At 59.3% G+C, this 17653-nt stretch carries 19 protein-coding genes and 2 pseudogenes; 11 read left to right on the top strand and 10 right to left on the bottom strand.

From position 1 onward, the window contains the following. Positions 1-202: 202 nt before the first annotated feature. Genes NKJ55_RS13260 through NKJ55_RS13250 form a run of 3 tightly spaced genes read right to left on the bottom strand, consistent with a single transcriptional unit; the run spans position 203 to position 2129 of the window. Positions 203-1117, bottom strand: coding sequence for a hypothetical protein (locus tag NKJ55_RS13260; protein ID WP_352450290.1), 915 nt, complete (start codon positions 1115-1117; stop codon positions 203-205). Further along, positions 1114-1509: a phage holin family protein gene (locus tag NKJ55_RS13255; protein ID WP_352450289.1), complete on the bottom strand. Its 396-nt coding sequence runs from the start codon at positions 1507-1509 to the stop codon at positions 1114-1116. The genes NKJ55_RS13260 and NKJ55_RS13255 overlap by 4 nt, the downstream gene beginning before the upstream one ends. Beyond that, complete coding sequence (locus NKJ55_RS13250) at positions 1506-2129, bottom strand: hypothetical protein (RefSeq protein ID WP_352450288.1); 624 nt, start codon at positions 2127-2129, stop codon at positions 1506-1508. Before NKJ55_RS13250 ends, NKJ55_RS13255 begins: the two co-directional genes overlap by 4 nt. 312 nt (positions 2130-2441) lie before the next feature. On the opposite strand from NKJ55_RS13250, the gene NKJ55_RS13245 reads away from it, so the two are divergent. The 5 genes from NKJ55_RS13245 to NKJ55_RS13225 all read left to right on the top strand — a co-directional run bounded on the left by NKJ55_RS13245 (position 2442) and on the right by NKJ55_RS13225 (position 5612). Beyond that, positions 2442-2675, top strand: coding sequence for a hypothetical protein (locus NKJ55_RS13245; RefSeq protein ID WP_352450287.1), 234 nt, complete (start codon positions 2442-2444; stop codon positions 2673-2675). Between the two features lie 493 nt (positions 2676-3168). Then, on the top strand, positions 3169-3300 hold the full coding sequence (locus tag NKJ55_RS13240) for a hypothetical protein (protein WP_352450286.1): 132 nt from the start codon (positions 3169-3171) through the stop codon (positions 3298-3300). Positions 3301-3560: 260 nt separating this feature from the next. Then, positions 3561-3722 carry a DUF6894 family protein gene (locus NKJ55_RS13235; RefSeq protein WP_352450285.1) on the top strand — a complete coding sequence of 54 codons (162 nt, stop codon included), beginning with the start codon at positions 3561-3563 and terminating at the stop codon, positions 3720-3722. Positions 3723-4171: 449 nt separating this feature from the next. Then, positions 4172-4627 (top strand): YybH family protein, encoded by a 456-nt coding sequence (locus tag NKJ55_RS13230; protein ID WP_352450284.1) that lies wholly within the window; start codon positions 4172-4174, stop codon positions 4625-4627. A gap of 34 nt (positions 4628-4661) precedes the next feature. Then, positions 4662-5612 (top strand): 2-hydroxyacid dehydrogenase, encoded by a 951-nt coding sequence (locus NKJ55_RS13225; protein WP_352450283.1) that lies wholly within the window; start codon positions 4662-4664, stop codon positions 5610-5612. 367 nt (positions 5613-5979) lie between these two features. Here the strand turns inward: NKJ55_RS13225 and ligD are convergent, their stop codons facing one another. The 3 genes and pseudogenes from ligD to NKJ55_RS13210 form a co-directional block, all read right to left on the bottom strand. Beyond that, positions 5980-6198 (bottom strand): non-homologous end-joining DNA ligase LigD, encoded by a 219-nt coding sequence (ligD, locus tag NKJ55_RS13220; protein WP_352450282.1) that lies wholly within the window; start codon positions 6196-6198, stop codon positions 5980-5982. Between the two features lie 86 nt (positions 6199-6284). Continuing rightward, positions 6285-6674 (bottom strand): annotated as a pseudogene (locus tag NKJ55_RS13215) (ATP dependent DNA ligase); the annotation flags it as partial. Next, positions 6598-7218, bottom strand: coding sequence for an ATP-dependent DNA ligase (locus NKJ55_RS13210; protein WP_352450281.1), 621 nt, complete (start codon positions 7216-7218; stop codon positions 6598-6600). The pseudogene NKJ55_RS13215 and the gene NKJ55_RS13210, both read right to left, overlap by 77 nt. Before the next feature lie 858 nt (positions 7219-8076). Here NKJ55_RS13210 and NKJ55_RS13205 point away from each other — a divergent pair. Continuing rightward, positions 8077-10626 carry a caspase family protein gene (locus tag NKJ55_RS13205; RefSeq protein ID WP_352450280.1) on the top strand — a complete coding sequence of 850 codons (2550 nt, stop codon included), beginning with the start codon at positions 8077-8079 and terminating at the stop codon, positions 10624-10626. Between the two features lie 920 nt (positions 10627-11546). Here NKJ55_RS13205 and NKJ55_RS13200 read toward each other — a convergent pair. After that, positions 11547-11750, bottom strand: coding sequence for a CsbD family protein (locus NKJ55_RS13200; protein ID WP_352450279.1), 204 nt, complete (start codon positions 11748-11750; stop codon positions 11547-11549). A gap of 394 nt (positions 11751-12144) precedes the next feature. Between NKJ55_RS13200 and NKJ55_RS13195 the strand changes: the two genes are divergently transcribed. Together NKJ55_RS13195 and NKJ55_RS13190 are read left to right on the top strand one after the other, a co-directional pair. Further along, positions 12145-12327 carry a DUF3606 domain-containing protein gene (locus tag NKJ55_RS13195; RefSeq protein ID WP_352450278.1) on the top strand — a complete coding sequence of 61 codons (183 nt, stop codon included), beginning with the start codon at positions 12145-12147 and terminating at the stop codon, positions 12325-12327. 417 nt (positions 12328-12744) lie between these two features. Beyond that, positions 12745-13215 carry an endonuclease/exonuclease/phosphatase family protein gene (locus tag NKJ55_RS13190; RefSeq protein WP_352450410.1) on the top strand — a complete coding sequence of 157 codons (471 nt, stop codon included), beginning with the start codon at positions 12745-12747 and terminating at the stop codon, positions 13213-13215. A 159-nt stretch (positions 13216-13374) separates the two neighbouring features. Here the strand turns inward: NKJ55_RS13190 and NKJ55_RS13185 are convergent, their stop codons facing one another. Further along, complete coding sequence (locus NKJ55_RS13185; RefSeq protein ID WP_352450277.1) at positions 13375-13557, bottom strand: hypothetical protein; 183 nt, start codon at positions 13555-13557, stop codon at positions 13375-13377. Positions 13558-13933: 376 nt separating this feature from the next. Continuing rightward, positions 13934-14245: a PilZ domain-containing protein gene (locus NKJ55_RS13180; protein ID WP_352450276.1), complete on the bottom strand. Its 312-nt coding sequence runs from the start codon at positions 14243-14245 to the stop codon at positions 13934-13936. A gap of 1056 nt (positions 14246-15301) precedes the next feature. Here NKJ55_RS13180 and NKJ55_RS13175 point away from each other — a divergent pair. Continuing rightward, positions 15302-15652: a hypothetical protein gene (locus tag NKJ55_RS13175; RefSeq protein WP_352450275.1), complete on the top strand. Its 351-nt coding sequence runs from the start codon at positions 15302-15304 to the stop codon at positions 15650-15652. A gap of 130 nt (positions 15653-15782) precedes the next feature. Continuing rightward, positions 15783-15966: pseudogene (locus tag NKJ55_RS13170) on the top strand (transposase); the annotation flags it as partial. Between the two features lie 322 nt (positions 15967-16288). On the opposite strand, the gene NKJ55_RS13165 reads toward NKJ55_RS13170, so the two are convergent. Next, on the bottom strand, positions 16289-16462 hold the full coding sequence (locus NKJ55_RS13165) for a hypothetical protein (RefSeq protein ID WP_352450274.1): 174 nt from the start codon (positions 16460-16462) through the stop codon (positions 16289-16291). A gap of 201 nt (positions 16463-16663) precedes the next feature. Here NKJ55_RS13165 and NKJ55_RS13160 point away from each other — a divergent pair. Next, a partial coding sequence (locus NKJ55_RS13160; protein ID WP_352450273.1) for a pilus assembly protein TadG-related protein occupies positions 16664-17653 on the top strand: 990 nt, incomplete at its 3' end.

Genomic DNA, 17653 nt, shown 5'->3' with positions numbered 1-17653 from the left:
TCTTGCCCGCAAGTCGTGAGCGATGTTTGTGCCGCCTTCTCGCGAAGCAGGGGTAGCGCGCGGAAGGCGTACCTCGATACCTCGCCAGGAGCAAATCTGCAAGTCCGAGGTTGGATGCCAGATCAATCCCGAGGCATGCGCTCGCCGGCGAAGAGATCCTCAAGAACAGCTTCGCCAGCGCACCACAAAACCGGCGGCAGCGCTATGACGAAGTTTTGGGAGGCTCGTCCGTCTCCGGCAAACGATCGCGAATAGCTTCCTCGGTTTTGCTTGCCGTCTTCTTTACCACTTCGCCGACGCGGTCGACTAGCGTCTCGTCGCCGCTGGCGCCCTGGCGGTCAGCCTCTTCCTTTACGGTCTCATAGGCTTCGGCGGCGACCTGCTTGGCTTGCTCCATGCCCTTCTCGAGGACGACCTCGGCACTCTCACGGAGCTGGTCGCTGTAGCGGCCAAGTTGCTCGTCTTCCGTGGCGGTGTGGGGCAGCATCACACCGATGGCGGTGCCCACGGCGAGGCCGACAGCAGCCATTGCCAGAGGTTCGCGCTGGAACAAGTCCAGCGCAGACTCGCGCGCCTGTGCAGCCGCATCACTAACGCCTAAGGCGACTTGTCCGCCCGTGCTTCTCAACTTTTCTCTAGCCCCGCTCGCAAGGTCTGCAACAGCTTCGGTAGCACCGCCTGCTACCGAAGCCACCGAATCAGCGGCATCTGAGAGCATGGAGCCGCCTCCGGCAGCTTCGCTTTCGGCACCGTAGTACTCGCTGCTCGACTCCTGCCAGCCCTCGCCGAAGCTCTGCCGGTCGGAGAAATTGCGGGAGCCCCCAGATGGCCTGCCGCTCCGATACGCGCCTGGCGCTGACCTGTCTAGCGAAGTGCCTTTGCCGAGCATCAGCCACGCCAGGCCGGCGCCGACCAATGTAAGGGGCAGGGGATTGTCCCTGACCTGAGCCTTGAGGTTGCTGAGCATGGCGGCCCCCTCACCGGTGAACATCCCGGTGAATTCGTCGATCAGCTGACCCGGTGTCATCTTGCTGCGGATCGAGTCTGCGGTGTCCGTTATCTTGGCTCGGGCAATGTCGGCATCGCGTTCGAGTTCGGCTGAGGATTTGTCGATCATCTTATCTGGTCCTTGATCACGCGTGCGTCGCGCTTGAGTTGGTCTTGCGTGCGGTCGGGCGTCAGCTCCGAGGGAGCCATGCTTGCCGTGCCGGTGCGCAAGAGTATGACGCCCAGTACTGCCACCACGACGCCGACGAGCAGCGAGGACCATCCGGCTCCGAGCCCGGCGCTCGCCAAAGCAATTACCAGCGCCTGCAAGAGCACAATCAGGGCGGCGAGCAGGCAAATGGCGCCGCCCAGGACCTCAACTGCCCCAGCGCCGGCCTTGCTCGCTTTTTCCGAAATTTCAGCTCGCAACAGCCTGCTTTCGGTTTGAAGCAGCGTCGTGACCTGCTGTGCGAGATCCCCCACAAGTGTTGTCAGGCTGCGACTGTCCTGGTTGTCTGTCATGGGTTTCGCTCCAGGCTTGCATTGGCCCAGTCGTCGCCGGACTGATCGGATCGTAGCGGCGTCGGCTCTAGTGCCTCTGCCGATCGAGAGTTCGAACCCGTTTCGGATGCTTGGCCTGTTCCCGGCTGGACCGGTGTCCCGGTCGAGACAGATGGTGGCGAGCTCTTGATGAACCGTCCCAGCGCCAGGCCCGCCAATACGGAACCGGCGATCAGCGCCCCCGAGTTGTCGCGGCCGAACGACCGGATCTCACCAAGCACCTCGTCGAACGGTTTATCCTTCAAGGACGACGAAAGCCGCTCGAGCCCCCCTGCGGCGTCGAGGGCGAATTTCGAAGCGGTCCGTTGATCGCTGTTGGCAAGATGCTCGCTTGCCGCGCGCAATGCGCCGCTGAAAGCCTTCAGATTGGCGCTCACGTCGCGCTGCGTTCCCTCCGCCTTGTCGAACAACGCTTCCTTTGCTTCCGAGGCGTAATCGGCGGCTTTCCTAGTGATTTCGTCGCGAGCATCGTGGAGCGCCTCTGTCGCGGTCTGCTTTTCCAGTTGTAGTCTTTCCGAAAGCTGGCTTTTGGCTGCCTCGAAATCGGCCGTCTGACGGCCCTGGTCGTCCTGGTCCTGCATGGTATCTCCTAGTGGAATCCGAGGAAGGAGAGGATCGCAAGCACGATGACGACAAGGCCGATGAGATAAATGACACTGTTCATGGCGCAATCTCCTCCACTGCCCACCGAACTTGCCTGCGCTTTCTGTGTTCCGTTCGAACAGCACTTTTTTGGTAAGCGCCGCCTAACTAGCCTGAACGGGTGCCTTATGCCCAAGGCAGTGAGCGTTAGAATGATATCAGCGACCGGACTCCGGTGCGACTTACAGGTAGACGGGTGCGGTCCGGATGGATGGCTTACGAAGCGAACTGCTTCCGGGGTTTCCGACGCAATGGCTAAGAAAGGCATGATGCCCGTAGCGGTCGACTGCCGGTTCGATCGCACAGACCCGGACAATGCGGCCTTTGGATCAAAGGTTACTTGGAAACCTGCCCCACCAAATTTCCTCTGGCAATGGCATGTCGGCTATCCCGATACGTTGCGACGAAGGAAGCTAGATCACGCGCAATGGGCCTTCATCGCCTGTTTTCGAAAAGAGTTCGTGACCGGGCAACGGGTCAAGTAGTTCAGTGTTCAATCTGGAGGAATTGATCCTCTCAGCGGTGCGGACCATCCGTTAACCAAAAAATGCTTCTGCAAGGGACCTATGCCCAGCTTTGTCGCGCTTTGTTCATGTCGGCCGAGGTTCCCCGCCTGTCGCGCAACTCGCAGGTCAGGGAATGGTTGCACTAGGCGTCAGGAATGTTTGGAAACGGGCTCGGGTAACTGGCCCATTCAGCCCTAGGCATGAGGGGACTTAGAGCGGGACGAGCCGGCTGAACACACAGTCGTAGCGCCGCACGCATTCGGGGAACAAATGCAGGCCCTCGCCGGTTAAAGACTTGCAGGGGTCGATCCGTCTCGGTGCAGCCACTGCGGGGTCCGTCGCCCATCCCTCCGAGGCGGCGGGCTCCCCTAGCAGAGCCCAATGCCCGAGCCCCTAACCTTCAAGTCGCACGACCCAGAGCGGATGAAACTACAGCCGCTTCCGTTCCCGGCAGTTCGAACAGCATGGGCAGATGGCGACACTCGGCTTCGTCCACGATCAGCTCCTCGATAGTCGCGATGGAAAGATGGCTTTTGAGGCGCAGCCGGACAACCGCCGCGAGTTTGTGAACGGGGACCGGTACCACCCCGGCGTGATGGTCTAGCAGACTATTTATCTCAGCAACTATCTTTGGATCGACGGCGTGGGGTAGTGGTAGCATGGAAGCCTCCCCTTTCGGAAGAATAACGATACGCCGATGGGGACTATGAGTCCGGCCGCGTACGTTTTTAACCAAATGCGCGGACATCATTGGACGTCAGATCACGCTCGTTAGCGGTTGCGTGCATTAGAGCGGCGGGCGCCGGCTGCATAGCCAATCGTGAAGCAAGATGAACCTTTCCCGCATTATTGTGTTTGTAGGGGATGCCTCGCATTTTCTTCGACTTCACCGATAACGGGCAAGTCTTCCCCGACGTCGAAGGCACCGATCTGCCCGACCTCGAAGCTGCAAAACAAGAGGCGGTAAGAGCCTTGGTCGAAATCACCAAAGATAAGCTGCCGGACGTCTCTATCGAGAGTTTGTGATGAAGGTACGCGACGAAAGCGGCCAGAGGTTCGCAGAGGCAATGCTCAAGTTTGAGCTGCGGGAGCGCTAGGGGTCTTCAAAATGGTTTCCGCCTGGGACAAGTTTGAAATAGTAGCTGCTCGATTGAATGAGCGCCGCGCGCGCGCAGACATCGAAGACCTTCGGCAGACCATCGACGAAACCCCCCGTGTAATCGCAGCTTCGCGTAAGCTGTTGGACCGGATAGCCGAAGACCACGGGGCCATCTCGTCAGAAAGCAGCTCCTCCCGCCCTACCTAGGCGCTGTTGATGCCCGCTCTGCGGTTCATTCAGAGGGCCGCAGCTGTGCTTGCGCTGTCATATCAGATAAGCCTAATGTAATCCGCCTCGCCCTTGAGCGCGCCCGCGGCGTACTCGGATTGGGCGCTATCCATCGGGTGGCCTGTGGAGCACGCAAAGGGAGGACAAAATGAGACTGGCTAAGTCATTTGCACTTGCTGCTTTGCTGCTTCTTTCGTCTGCATTGTCTGCGGCCGCCCAGTCGGCTCGCGAGGACATCGAAGCGGCGTTGGTAAAATTCATGGATGCCTTCAACAACGGAAACGCAGCAGCGGTGGGTCAAATGTATACCGACGATGCCGCCCTGCTGCCACCCGATAGCAAGCGCGTCGATGGCCGCAAGGGCGTGGAAGAATTCTGGCAGGGCGCAATCAAGGCCGGGATGAAGAATCTCACCCTGAAAGCGCTGGAAGTGGAAGGGAGCGGGAATCTCGCCTACGAAGTTGGCGCATTTACGCTCGGTGTGCCGAGCAAAAGTGGCGACCCCTCCACCGTCGCAGGCAAGTACATTGTCGTCTGGAAAAAAGGCGACGACGGGACATGGCGTCTGCATCGGGACATCTGGAACTTGGGTGCGGCCCAATAGGGATGCCGTGACCCCTGAGACCGGGGAGGGCGAAGTGTCCGACGAACCAATAACCGTTCTGATGGTCAATGAGTACCCTGACTACATTGATGCACAAGTATGGGCTGCTGAGTTAGAACGCCGTGTGCCGCAGCTGAAGTTCAGGCTCTGGCCAGATGCCGGGGACAAGAGTGACATAGATATTGTGCTGGTCGACAAGGGCGCCAATCCTGGCTTTTTTGACGCTATGACAGGGCTAAGCGCCGTCGTCTATTTGGGGGCCGGTGTCGAGGGCATTGATCTTCAGAGCTTTCCAAAGGGTGTTCCGCTCATCAGGCTCGCAACGCGTGAGCAGGCTTCGGAAGTGGTGCAATACACCGTCCTTCGCGTTTCGTGCCAGCAACGGCATGTGGCGGCTTACATGAGTCTGCAAGCCCGCAAGCTTTGGAGTCCGATCGCGCCACGGAAGATCTCCGAGACAAGAATTGTGGTGCTGGGTGCGGGCCGGATCGGTGGCTGGGCCGCAAAGCTTTTTGCGGACTTGGGCTACGACACGGCAGTCTGGTCCCGTCATCAAAAGACGTTTCCTGGTATACATAGTTACTTTGGCCGTGCCCAGCTTGCGGACGCACTCACAAGTCGGGACTACGTTATCTGCTCACTGCCCCTGACTGGTGACACTCGTGGGATACTGAACTCCAGTGCCTTTCAAAAAATGAAGCAAGGTGCCTACCTTGTGAATGTCGGCAGGGGCGCGCATGTCAACGAAGACGACCTGATCCGCGCTCTCGACGAAGGTCAGCTTTCTGGAGCTTGTCTTGACGTGTTTGAGCGTGAACCGCTGGAGACTTCATCGCCGTTGTGGACTCATCCCAAGGTGACCATCACACCTCATGTCGCGAGCTTCTGGGTAGATTCTGGAATTGACCAGGTCGCCGATCTCTGCGGTCAAGTCGCAAGAGGAGAGCCTCTGTCCAACAAGATCGACTTCGAGCAGGGTTATTGAAGCTAATGTCATTACCCGCCGCGGCGGAATACTCTTTGCCTTTGTGTTCATTCAAAGCGCGTGGCTGCGTGAGCATACACAATACTGGTACTTCGAGACCGCCTGACGGGCGCGGCCACACGCCTTGCGCGCCTAAGAACTTTGGATATGCTCCACTTCGGTGGGGATATGACCATGAGTGCAGTTCTCTCGATCTGGCGGCGGCGGTGCCGAAGCCTTGACGAAGCTCTAAATCGTGAGTGAGGGCCCCAGCGTCCTCGGGGAAACTGCGGACTGGCTGGCGCCATTCCTCAGCGAAGTAGTGAGACCTCCAGTCCTCGTCGCCTTGGTACGGCTCACAGCCGAGCGACGATGTTTCGCAGGCGGTTTATGTCAAAGCTCGCCAACTCTGCCTGCAAATTTGAGAATGACGCTCTTGCCGGCATCCGAGACCTGCCGCCTCCATGATGTCGCGCAGCGCCAAAGCGGCATCGATGACTTCATACCATTCGACGCCTTCGCCGGGATCGAGGTCCAGAACGACGCGATCGGCATGCTCGATGTCGTCCACCGTAGCGTTCCAGGGATGAAGCTCCACGACGTCCATTTCGACCAATCCACCAATCCGAGCAAACCGGAAAGATCATCCACCCACACGCGCACCCCTTCACCACCCTCGCGCTTGTGGACCCGCAATTGGTGCACTGCTGCGGGAATGTCCGGCAGCGGTCCCTTGTGATAGAAGATGGCCCCGAAGGCATGGCGAACCAGCTTCAGCGGCCGCCGGCCAAGATGAACCAACGCCTGATCGGCAACCCGTTCCCAGTAGCCGGCGAGCTCTTCTTTGGAGGGTGAGACCGCATCGGGCAGCAGCTGCAGGATGTTCTCGCGCGGGACGCCATGGTTCCGGTCCAGCCGTCGCTTCGACCGTGCGGGCGGTTTTGCCTGGATAGGCACGAGGTCTTCGCGCAATCCCTTGAACACCGCCTCGCGCAAGATGCCGCGATCAGTCACGCCAGTGAATTGCACCTCCGCCAGAACGTCTGGTCTGACCCAGCTCGCTTTGGGCTTGTCGACAGGCAGTGACAGCGGCGACTTGTCGATGATCAGGGGGCCCCTCGAGGCCCATCCTGCAGGCGTGAGCGAACATGTCGCTGCGGCTTACCTTGAGGTGCTCGGCATAGGTCAATCTCGGCGCTGTATCGCTCAGCAGCTTCTCCAGCGCGGCCTTGCGCTCAATCAGCGGCTGCTGGCGAAGGTCGCGCCCGCTAAGTGCAGAAGATCGAATGCATAGAAGATAAGCCTGGACGAGTTCGGGTTGCCCAATTCCCCGCTCCAAGGCTTGATAGTCCGGCAGACCCGTGTCGCCGAGGACAACGGCTTCGCCGTCGATGATCGCAGACCTTATCGGCAGGTTCGCCGCGGCTTGGACAATGCTCTTGTGGCGATGCGACCAGTCATAGCCGCGACGCGTGAAGGCTCGTGCTCTTCCCCCCTCGACGATGAGTTGGGTCCGGTAGCCATCGTACTTTATTTCGTGAAGCCATTCGCCGTCTTCGGGAGCTTTGGCCACCAGGGTGGGTGATTGAAACTCGATGAAGGAAAGCCGGTCCTTTGCGCTACTCATGAATCTGCGACTCCAGAAATCGACTCAAGCCGCAGGACGAGCCTCGGTTCCGGCCATTTTAGGAAAGTTGCATAAAAGCTGGCTCGGCCGTCAGATCCTAGATGGACCACACGGTCCTTTGGTGAAAATTCAGTTCGTGATCTTCGCGTCGACTCCGAAGACGCGATGGCCAACGATGTGTGGCGGACCAGCTGCGTCGGTCGCAACCTCCAACCTGTCATGCACTCGGGTCCCAAGGCGGAGCATAGCAAGCTGATCGCAGCAGAAGCCGAGGGGCGATGACCCTGGCTCGACGCCGTTCGGTGTTTTCGCTTCCGGTCAGTTGGCTCGCGCCGCCTAGGTTGTTATCGCATGATCGTCGACGGAGATTGCGGCAAGGGTTCGCTCCATGCTCTCAGCACGTATTACAAGAACACTAAGCGAATGACGTCGGCCACCCAGCCGACCGTTGAACTTCTGGGGGAGCTCTTTTTGCACTCCGGCCGAGTCCGAGTCTGCAAAGAGCCTGTGACCGTACTGCAGAGGCCCAGGCGAGCAACTGTCGCCTCCGATGTCGCGGAGCAAAGGGTGCTCCCAGCCGAAAAAATGCCAGAAACTCGCAGCCGCAATCCTCGCCTCCCGCAGCTGCTCCTCCCGATATCAGTGGCGGAATTGGATTGGCGGTAGCCTGGAGGTGTGACAGACGTTGCAGACACTCGGTCCCTGATGTAATTTAGCATTCGATCAAGTGAGGAATATGCCCGCCGTCGAGACGGCTTTTCTCTCTTTCCGTCTCGGCGGATTGCCTGCTCTGTGACGGACCTTGCTAGCACATGCCGTATTCTTGTGGGCGAGGCAATAGCGTTCAAGGGAATTGCCATGCTCCGACTTTGCGGAATCATCGCAGCCTTCCTCTTCGCGAGCTTCACGACCTTTGACGCTTGCGCCGACCGAAGAGTCGCCTTTGTCATCGGCAACTCGGAGTACCGACAATTCCCCGCACTCAAGAACCCGGCCAAGGATGCCGAGGACGTGTCAAAAACCTTTCGACTCGCAGGGTTCGAGGTCTTCGTCGCAAGCGATCTGACGAAGCTGCAATTCGAGGAGCAGTTCCGCAACTATCTTGCCGCCGCAGACGGCGCAGAACTGGCCGTCATCTACTACTCCGGCCACGGTTTTCAGATCGGCGGCGAAAATTTTCTGATCCCGGTCGATGCCTCCTTGAAGCAGGCGGCGGACATCGAAGTCCAGGCCATTAAGCTCAACGATGTGCTGGAACAGTTACGCTCGAAATCAAAGATTCAGGTGATCATACTCGATGCCTGCCGCAACAATCCGTTCCCACGCAAGAATTATTGGCTGAGAGACCAGCTCATCACTGCCGGCAATACCGGGCTCGCACAGGTGAGAAGCTCGCTGAACACCTTGATTGCCTTTGCCACCGAACCCGGGGCGGCGGCTTATGACGGCGCCGGCGAACTCAGCCCGTTTTCGGCGGCGTTTTCCCGTCGCGCGCTGGCCCCGAACCAGGAGATCCGCACCGTGATGGCGGCGGTGCGCCGCGATGTGGTCGAGGCCACAAACGGCCTCCAGGTTCCCTGGGAGAACTCATCGCTGATCGACGAAGTCGTCCTGATGCGCCGCAGCAATCGACCATCGCTGCCGCCCGTGCTGGAGAAGGTGGTGCTGTCAGGAGTCGGACCCGTCGACTTGGGCTTGCCTGAACCGGTCGATGTCGATGGTGGCACGATTACCCTGAGCATCGAAAGACCGCCCGCCCTGGGGCGTTTGATGCTGGACGGCAAGGCTGTTGAGTTGGGCGTGCCGATCCAGGGCAAGGATCTGCCGCGCCTGCAGATGGATGTTCCCAAGGGAGTCGCCCCGCAGGAAGAGGTCGACATGCTGGCCTATGCGACGCATGACAACTGGGGCGGCCAGACCCAAGGCATCGTCGTGTTTCGGGTGAAGAGCGGTGAAGGCGCGCAAGGCGAACAGATCATGGCTTCGCTCGAGGCCGAGCAGAAGCAGCAGGTGCTGGAGCGTGGCATTCATATAACCGGTGCGGCCGAGGCGATCGAGAATCGCGACATCGACGTTCCCGTGGGCGTGGGTCCAGTTGCGCTGAATCTGGATTTCCCGACCGATGATTCCGCCGTCAGCCTTAAAGTATCGAGTTATCCGGCAACGGGAACGCTCTCGCTGCCCGATCGAACCCTGTCGCCGCAGTCGAGCCTGATGGCCGGAGAGGTCGACCGGCTGCGCTATGAACCGCAGATCGGCGCAGAAGCCAAGGTCGAGGTCGGCTTCGAAATCCGGGCGGACAGCAGCTCATCAAAGCCCGCCACGATGAGACTGTCGCCGACGATCGATCCGTGCGACACGGCTGCCGGCGAACCTCTCGATCTGCAAGGCGTCAGCCCCGGCCTGCTGCCGAATGAAATTGGCGCTAGCGCGGTTGAGCTTTGCGAGGCCGCGGTAAAGGCTTATCCGGAAGTCCCGCGCTTCCGCTATGAACTGGGGCGGGCGCTGCTTGCGGCAGGCAAGGTCGAAGAAGCCAAGACAGCCGTCGAGGAGGCGGCCAGGAAGGGACATGTACGCGCCGTGTTCGAACTCGGCTACATGTATGCGACCGGAGCCGGCGTGGCCCTGGACCGCACCCAGGCCAATGCCCTCTACGCGGCGGCCGCCGACAAAGGCGATCCCTACGGAATGACGTCATGGGGTCGCGCCTTGTTCAATGGCTATGGCGTCAAGCCCGACACCGGCAAGGGTTTGGACCTGCTGCTCAAGGCGGCAGCGATGGGGCACACCTATGCCATGAACGATCTGGCCGCGATCTTCACTGAGGGCCGCAACGGCGTAACCGCTGACCCGGCCCGCGCTGTTGCCTTCCTGCAAGCCGGTGTCCAGCGGCAGGACATGTATTCCATGAACCTGCTCGGGCGCAATTACTTGTCCGGGCAGGGCGTGGACAAGGACCCCAAAACGGCGTTAGCGCTATTTCAGAAGGCAATCGATCTCGGTCAGCCGTATGCGCCCGGCAGCCTCGCACGCATGTATCGGGATGGTGTCGGTGTGGGACGGAGCCTCGCAGAAGCGCAAAGATTCTTCGAAATTGGGATCGCTCGGGGAGATCCGTCCGCAGCTTACGATCGCGCGGCCCTCGAAATGCAAAAGGGCGACAAGGCCGATCAGGCCCTTGCCGTGCGCTTCCTTGCGCTTGCCGCCGCACTTGACGTGCGCAAGGAACTGCCGGATGCCCAGAGGACGCTGGCAAAGTTCGGACCGAAGCCAAAAACAGCGGCGTTGAAGCAACTGCGACATGAACTGAAATCGAAGCTTCCCGCGTCCGGTTCACAAGACACTCAACTGGTTAACGCGGCCAGACGAGTCTGGGAAGAAGCCAATCCGCGTCGGGACTTGTTCTGACCAAGGAGGAGACAATGGCGAGCAGAGTATTGAAACACGCAATACTTGGAACAGCGTTATCCGGCTTCTTGGCGGGCCTCATGGGCTGCACTTCCCTGGTTCCGAGAGTTGAACCGACGCCGCTGGTCGAAACGCCCCAGCCGAAGATTCTCCGCCGGGTGCCTCCGCCGAAGGTCGTCAAGCCTGTTCGCAAACAAAAAACCGCGAAGAAAGTGATTATACCGGTTGAGGACGAGCCTGTTCCTGCGCCTGTCATTCCTTCTGGTGGCGGTGGCGGCGGCGGTGGAAGCGGGGGAGGCGGCTGGGGTTGATCAGGTCAGACTGAAGAAGGATTGCATGAGCTTGGCATCCGATGGCGCTTTCTGATCCTACCAGACTTGCCAGTCGTCATCGACATCCCGCCGAACACGACAAAAGACAGCAGAGAGAACCGGCCTCTGACGGAAATGGGTGAAGTCGTCCTCAGGCCTCGGTCAGGAAGGCGGCGAGGATTCAATAGCTGGCAGACGAGGCTGACCCGCTAGCTTTGACGATGAGACGTGGCTGCCTTCGTGAGGGAGTCACGCCGGCCGGGCGCAAGATCGTCATGCTGCAATACCGGACCAATGCCGGCGTCCGCCGTAAACCCTCGATCGGGAAGTCCGGTGATTTGACGGTCGAGCAAGCTCGAAAAAATCGCCCAGGACTGGCTCCTTCCCTATTCGATCGTGGGCGAACTTGAGCTTCGAGGCGAGGTCAGCCACTTCGACGAGAACGCCCGAAAGGATTTGGGGAACGCTGCTGGGCACTTACAATCGCAGCGGCCGGGTCAGACCGCTGGCTGTCTCAACACAAGCCGGGTTGACCTTGCAACTGCCAGCGCACCAAGGAGCGCCGAGGGGAACAGCACCTCTTCCTGTAGATGACGGCCTGATGCGATCCTACCAGACTTGCCGATCATACCAATCGTCAATATCCTGCCGAACGCGGTCCCTTTCGATACCGTAGCGTTCCTGGATCTTGCCTTCGAGCTGATCGCGATTGCCAGCGATGCGATCAAGATCATCATCGGTAAGTTTGCCCCACTGTTCCTTGATCTTACCCTTGACCTGCTTCCAGTTTCCTTCGACGCGATTCCAGTCCATGACATATCCTCCATTGTTTTACACAAGGCGAAACGGTCGTCCGGCCAGGGAGTTCCGGGAGGAAGATCTCTGATGTTCACGTCTCCAGTTGGGAAGGTGACGACGCCAATCAGGAGATGGTGGGCCTTTGGGGAGGCGTCGACCTCCCCGAGCGGAGCGTGACGTGTTGAGCGAGAGGAGCACGGCTGCGCATGATCATCCATGTCGAAATCGCCCACCCAAGCTTCGAGCCGCTAGGCTCCCCCCGCGGTAGCGACGTGCCGGATCCGAATACATGGGCTCATTCGATACCCTGCCTGGGAGCTGGCTCCGTGGCACGCGCGTCGCCACGATTGAACCGGAAGGGTCCGGCCGCGTTGTCTGGTGACTGGTACGGCGATTGTTGTAGATAGAAATGGCGAACACTGGCACAACGCGTGGACGCGACCAGGACCGGCCAAGGGTCGCTGGTGGGCAGGACCACGAAATGAAATATGAGGCGAGCAAAACCGGCGCCAGCAAAGCTGACGTCAAGTCGGCGGTGAAGTCGGTCGCCAACACTCGCAACAAAGTCGACGACAAGCTGGGCAGGAAGTGAGGCTCGGCCGCACAGACGCTGGCGAAGTTGCAACATCAGGAGCTCGAGGTTCAGCGCAGGGGATAGGCCACATTGCCTATGACCGGCTGCCGCGAGGTCCTCCTGAGAGGGCATGCATCGCTACCTTCAATATGAACGGCGTCAGCGGCCGACTGCCTGTGCTCCTGAAGTGGTTAGGCGAAAGCGACTACGATATCGTTTGCGTGCACGAATCGAAGACGTCGGAGGACAAGTTTCCTATCGATGGATCACAGAGGCGGGTTACGGCGCGATCTGGCAGGCCAGAAATCCTACGACGGTGTGGCGATCCTGGCCCGAGGAATGGAACCTGTGGAACGCCGACGCGGCCCTGCCTGGCCATACTGACGACACTCACAGCCGCTATATTGAGGCCGAGGTGGATGGGGTCGTTGTGGGCTGTCTCTATCTGCCCAATGGCAATCCAGCGCCTGGCCCAAAGTTCGACTACAAGCTGCGCTGGTTCGATCGTCTCATCAACTACGGCCAGCACTTGCTCGAATTGGGGCACCCAGTGTTCTCTGCGGCGACTATAACGTCGTTCCAACCCAAATCGACGTCGTGGTGCCAAGGCGATGGCTGGGCGTTTCGGTCTATTTCCCGGAATGCCGGCAGGCCTATGCTAAAGGTGGTCGAAGGGCTGGATCGATGCCGTCCGGCGCATCCATCCGGAGAAGGGCATCTACACCTATTGGAATTTCTCCTACTGGCCTACTGGGGCGGCTACGATCGGAGTTCGGCCTGCGAATGGACCATCTTCTTGTGAGCCCCTCCCTTTCCGACCGGCTGCGCAGTGCCGGCGTGGATGTCGACATGCGCGGCTGGGAGAAGCCAAGCGACCATGCCCCGGCCTGGATCAAGCTCTATTGAACCGCGGCGAACACTGATGATTAAGCCGGATTGTCTCGAAATCATAGGCTTGGCGCGCCGTTCCAGACCGGGATGCTGTTGTCCAGCCGGGCGATGTCGCCTGCACGAGGGAATTCGAAGGGGCGTTTGACGAGTATATTGTACCGGGTCGGCGCGCAGCTAGGCTGCCTTCTTAAGCTCCGCCACCTGAACGCCAAGCCGGAACGCCTGACCATCTGCAAACGAGCGCGCGTAGCTCTCGGATGCAAAAGGGACGGTGGTGGTGGTGCCATTGACCGTCACGCGAACCGACCAGTCTTTGTCTCTGACGATTTCAACGGCGTGTCGGTCATGCGGAGTCATACATTCCCCAGAATCTTACGTTGAGGAGGGAGGATGGCGTCGCAACACTCGTTTGCATGCAAATAATCCGACACCGCGATGTCGAAATGTCAAAACAGCGCACAGCTAGGCGAACTTAAGTCGATGTCGTCGCCTTGAGCTGTTCAAGGTGGTCTCTTGGCGAAGTTACAAAGTGCGGTGGCAGTCTCTTCAGCCGTCCAGCCTTGCTCGATGCAAGAGGAATGAGAGCCGTGAAAGCGGTTTCAAGGACGGCTGCGCAGTTCACGTCCGGTCCAGGCTGTCCTCGGCAAGAATGTGCGGTGCAACTTGTGCCGTTCGGGACATGAAAAATAACTGGCGAGTGCCAGAAAAAGTCTGACTTTCATCTTACCGTCGGTCAGCCGTAGTGAAGTTTCGGTTTTGGCTCGGTGCCGGTGAATTTGACGCCGATGCGGTCGTTGCGACGCCAGCGAACCTCCGATCGATAGGCAACTCCATCGACCGACACGTAGAGCAAGAAGCGATCGGGAACCCGGGCATCGGGCGCGACCTTCAGCTCAGCGCCCCCCTCATGCTGATTGCGCAAGGTGCAGCTGATCTCGGAATTCTGGATCCCGGTGATGATCGTCCCGCCCTTTAGCACACGTTGGCGGCGCTCGCGCCGATGCTCGTCGGATCTCTCATCAACTGGGTTCCCGGTGTTTGCCATCGATAAAATGTCAATTCGCCCCTAGGTAATACCGAACACAGACGCGCAGCAATGGATGGGTCATGTTGCCCTATTTCGTGACATTACAGGGCATGCTCAGGTGATTCTGTCGGGTCGCGCAGAAAAAGGCAATGATCTAGAAAAGGTCCCGCGTTTGCCGACATGCCGATCAACACGGTTTCCAAGCTTTTGGTCGACGCCGACCTAAATGCTGACCTTCCGGCAGACAGGCCGAGTAGCCGTCGAACTCCACCTCGTATATCCAGGCGTCGCCCTCGGGCGGCTTCTCGACCAAAGTCGGCATCAAGGCTCAATGAACTCCAGCCGGCTGGTGCCGGCGCCTGCCCACCTACGCAAGGAACCGAGTCTGGATCGTGAGATCCGGCGGCTAGGTCAACGGAACATAATCAGATTACCAAATTAGCAATGATGCATGAGATGGCCTATAACTTGCGCAACCGGTGAACGACCCAATTGCCGCTAGTTAGCGCCAGCGGCCGCTGGTCATCCCCCGATTGGCTGCCGGGCCGTTCCTATCAAACCGCTACGCTCGATTGATCGACTACTCGCGACTATCGAAAGCCACCAACAGGTCAAGGGCCGCAGCGACTTCGACGATAGCCTCGGTTATATGGTCGTCGCATACTGTCAAATCAGGCGCAGACTGCCGAACGTGGCATAATGCGGCTTTGACCGAGACGGTGTCCCCCCGGTCCGCCCTGTTGAGGATTGCGGCAATCGCCTGTTCTAGAACTGGACCGACCCTTTGGACGATGCTCATCCACCTTCCCCCCCGGGAACGCTAGCGTCAAAAATAACGTGTTCGAGGCCGGAATGCAACCGATGGGCGAAATCGCGACATTTTTCGGTCTAATCGTTGCGCATCTGCAAAGGAGACCGAAGGCAAACATGCCGCAGCGGAGCCAAGGGCGATGAATCGTCTCAAAGGCTAATCGTTGTCAGAGTTACAAAAGTTGAACTTCATCGGGGAACGCTCTTTCTGTCTGCCTGTTCGATTTGCCAGCGCACCCCGCGCATTCAGACAGGAGAAAGAAGATGAAACGCATCCTTTTGGCTTCGGCCGTGCTGGCTGTGTCGGCCGGGCTTTCCTTTGCCCAGACGAGCGGAACTTCGAGCGGAACCTCGACGAGCGGAACCTCGACCACGACAACCATGCCCAGCACGACGGATCAGGGCACCGGCACGACGGGCAGCGGGACCAACATGTCCGGCGATCAGGGCACCGACACGACCACCACCAGCGGCACCACAAATCCGAACTCGGCCAGGGACTGCGCGCCCGGCCAGCAGACTGGCAGCCCTCAGCAGGCGGCGCCAGGTCAGCAGGACACGACAGCCAACACCGCCGCGCCAGGCCAGGTGAAAAAGACCGACGAAGGTTGCTGATTGGCACATCGGCACAGGTTGGAATCACCAGCGTGTGGCTGGCCAGTCTCCCCCGACCACCGCCTGAACTCAACTCGGCTGGCGAGCAAGCTGCCGCCAGCCGAGCATCAGTCCTGGAACTCTGCGCGTGATAGAGCGGCTCAACGGCGAGATTAAGCGGCGGACCGACGTCGTCGGCATCTTGCCCAACGACGACGCTATCGTCCGCCTCGTAGAACGACGAATGGGCCGTCCAAGCCAGATACATGACACTGGAAACCACCACCCAAATGAGCGATGATCCGCTCATCAGCCTGCCAGCGGTGGCACGCTGATCATCCCGGCCCCCATGCCGGAGAGCGCGGCGACCAAGCCGTCAGCTCCACCACATCCTGGGACACGACCTGAAAATGGGTTTAGCCAAAGACTTGTCTAATGTTGCGCTCACATTCAATTGTCCGGATTGCTCCTATCCGGCAGTAAGGAAAGGCTCTGCACTAAGAACGATCGCGCACTTCAGATGCCACGGGTGCAACGCCAAGGTGCGGATCACTTATCAGCAGAAGCTAGCAATCTTCGAAAAACACAGGCTGTCGGCCGCCCAGGGGGCGTTGCGACAACTCAACTCTGCTTTGCGCTAAGCATAGGCGGCTTTGCCTAAGGGTCAAGCGCGGCATGGCCGGTGTCACCCTGATCCTGATCCCAGAAGTCCAGCAGCGAGGCGTTGCGTAGCCCCTCTTCGCTGTGCAGATGCTTTACGGGGCCAATCAGCCCCGGCTTGGCCCATTGGGTGGCTGGGCGCTTCATGCCGCTTTGGCGGCGGCCCGGCATGCTCCTGGCCCGGCTTCCGTAGCCGCGCGCGGATCGCTCGGGTGCGGATCTCACCCACGAGGGCGAATGCCGGCTTGCCAGCTCGCTCAACGCCGAGCAGCTGGTCGCCGGACTTTGTGCAGGTCGGGGCTAAAGAGTGACCATAGCAAATGGAGTGAAATCCTTAGTCGTTCCTTCATTCATCTTGGCTTAAATATTTTCATGGAATGGGGTGCCCGTATCTTGAGGCGGTCTGTTAGCCGTCTGCGACAAACAGGCGAGAGCGGTAACGTTGCTACTATTTTTGCCCTGTCATTGCCGATTGTCGTCGGTGCAGCGGGTCTCGGTATCGAGACATCCTACTGGTATTATAGCAGCCTGAAATTGCAGGCGGTGGCAGACGCGGCAGCCTATGCTGGCGCTTTGGAAAAGGTTTCTGGATCCGACAAGCCAACGATTGTCTCCGCCGCGACACTGTCGGCGACAACGAATGGCTGGGACCCCTCAACAGGCACAATCGAAATCTTCACGCCCCCGTCCTCCGGTCCGAATGTCGCGAAAAAGGCTGTCGAGGTCATCGTTCATCAGACCCTCGATCGGTTTTTTACATCGATATTCACGCAAAATGCGGTTGGCGCACAGGCAAGAGCCGTGTCTCTTATCATCGATGGTTCAAAGGCCTGCCTTACGGCGCTCAATCATTCCGCTCCGAAAGCGGCGCTCTTTTCCGGCAGTTCGAACCTCAAACTGACCGGCTGCGTCGTGATGTCGAATTCGATAGCTGCGGACGCCATCAAGCTTCAAGGATCGGCAAGCCTGCAGGTCGATTGCCTGGTATCGGCAGGCGGTGTTTCGTTGAGCAACCCCGTGACGACCGTGTGCGCCAGCCCGATAACCCAGGCGTTGCCCGCTGCCGATCCTTTTGCCGACTTGCCGGCGCCACCGGCCACGAACCCCTGTCAAAACAGCAATCAGTCGGCGTTGCAACCTGGAACATACTGCAGGGGACTCAGCTTGAGCGGCAATGTAACGCTCTCGCCCGGGGTATACGTCCTTCAAGGCGGTGATTTCAAAGCGAACTCGAATGCAAATATTTCGGGCGAGGGTGTCGTCATTTATCTGGCCGGTACCTCCGGCGTTAGCATGAACGGCACGGCGACCGTCAAGCTCAGCGCACCGACGTCGGGCACCTATTCAGGTGTGCTGTTCTAT

The sequence above is a fragment of the Mesorhizobium sp. M0106 genome (assembly GCF_040322715.1).
In the GTDB taxonomy this organism is placed as follows: Bacteria; Pseudomonadota; Alphaproteobacteria; order Rhizobiales; family Rhizobiaceae; genus Mesorhizobium.
This window is presented reverse-complemented; position numbering and strand designations above follow the sequence as displayed.

What these genes read in the sequence shown, in the direction of transcription:
- NKJ55_RS13260 (WP_352450290.1), bottom strand. Translation starts at nt 1,117, where the DNA reads ATGATCGACAAATCCTCAGCCGAACTCGAACGCGATGCCGACATTGCC.
- NKJ55_RS13255 (WP_352450289.1), bottom strand. Translation starts at nt 1,509, where the DNA reads ATGACAGACAACCAGGACAGTCGCAGCCTGACAACACTTGTGGGGGAT.
- NKJ55_RS13250 (WP_352450288.1), bottom strand. Translation starts at nt 2,129, where the DNA reads ATGCAGGACCAGGACGACCAGGGCCGTCAGACGGCCGATTTCGAGGCA.
- NKJ55_RS13245 (WP_352450287.1), top strand. Translation starts at nt 2,442, where the DNA reads ATGGCTAAGAAAGGCATGATGCCCGTAGCGGTCGACTGCCGGTTCGAT.
- NKJ55_RS13240 (WP_352450286.1), top strand. Translation starts at nt 3,169, where the DNA reads ATGGCGACACTCGGCTTCGTCCACGATCAGCTCCTCGATAGTCGCGAT.
- NKJ55_RS13235 (WP_352450285.1), top strand. Translation starts at nt 3,561, where the DNA reads ATGCCTCGCATTTTCTTCGACTTCACCGATAACGGGCAAGTCTTCCCC.
- NKJ55_RS13230 (WP_352450284.1), top strand. Translation starts at nt 4,172, where the DNA reads ATGAGACTGGCTAAGTCATTTGCACTTGCTGCTTTGCTGCTTCTTTCG.
- ligD (WP_352450282.1), bottom strand. Translation starts at nt 6,198, where the DNA reads ATGGACGTCGTGGAGCTTCATCCCTGGAACGCTACGGTGGACGACATC.
- NKJ55_RS13210 (WP_352450281.1), bottom strand. Translation starts at nt 7,218, where the DNA reads ATGAGTAGCGCAAAGGACCGGCTTTCCTTCATCGAGTTTCAATCACCC.
- NKJ55_RS13205 (WP_352450280.1), top strand. Translation starts at nt 8,077, where the DNA reads ATGCTCCGACTTTGCGGAATCATCGCAGCCTTCCTCTTCGCGAGCTTC.
- NKJ55_RS13200 (WP_352450279.1), bottom strand. Translation starts at nt 11,750, where the DNA reads ATGGACTGGAATCGCGTCGAAGGAAACTGGAAGCAGGTCAAGGGTAAG.
- NKJ55_RS13195 (WP_352450278.1), top strand. Translation starts at nt 12,145, where the DNA reads ATGGCGAACACTGGCACAACGCGTGGACGCGACCAGGACCGGCCAAGG.
- NKJ55_RS13185 (WP_352450277.1), bottom strand. Translation starts at nt 13,557, where the DNA reads ATGACTCCGCATGACCGACACGCCGTTGAAATCGTCAGAGACAAAGAC.
- NKJ55_RS13180 (WP_352450276.1), bottom strand. Translation starts at nt 14,245, where the DNA reads ATGGCAAACACCGGGAACCCAGTTGATGAGAGATCCGACGAGCATCGG.
- NKJ55_RS13175 (WP_352450275.1), top strand. Translation starts at nt 15,302, where the DNA reads ATGAAACGCATCCTTTTGGCTTCGGCCGTGCTGGCTGTGTCGGCCGGG.
- NKJ55_RS13165 (WP_352450274.1), bottom strand. Translation starts at nt 16,462, where the DNA reads ATGCCGGGCCGCCGCCAAAGCGGCATGAAGCGCCCAGCCACCCAATGG.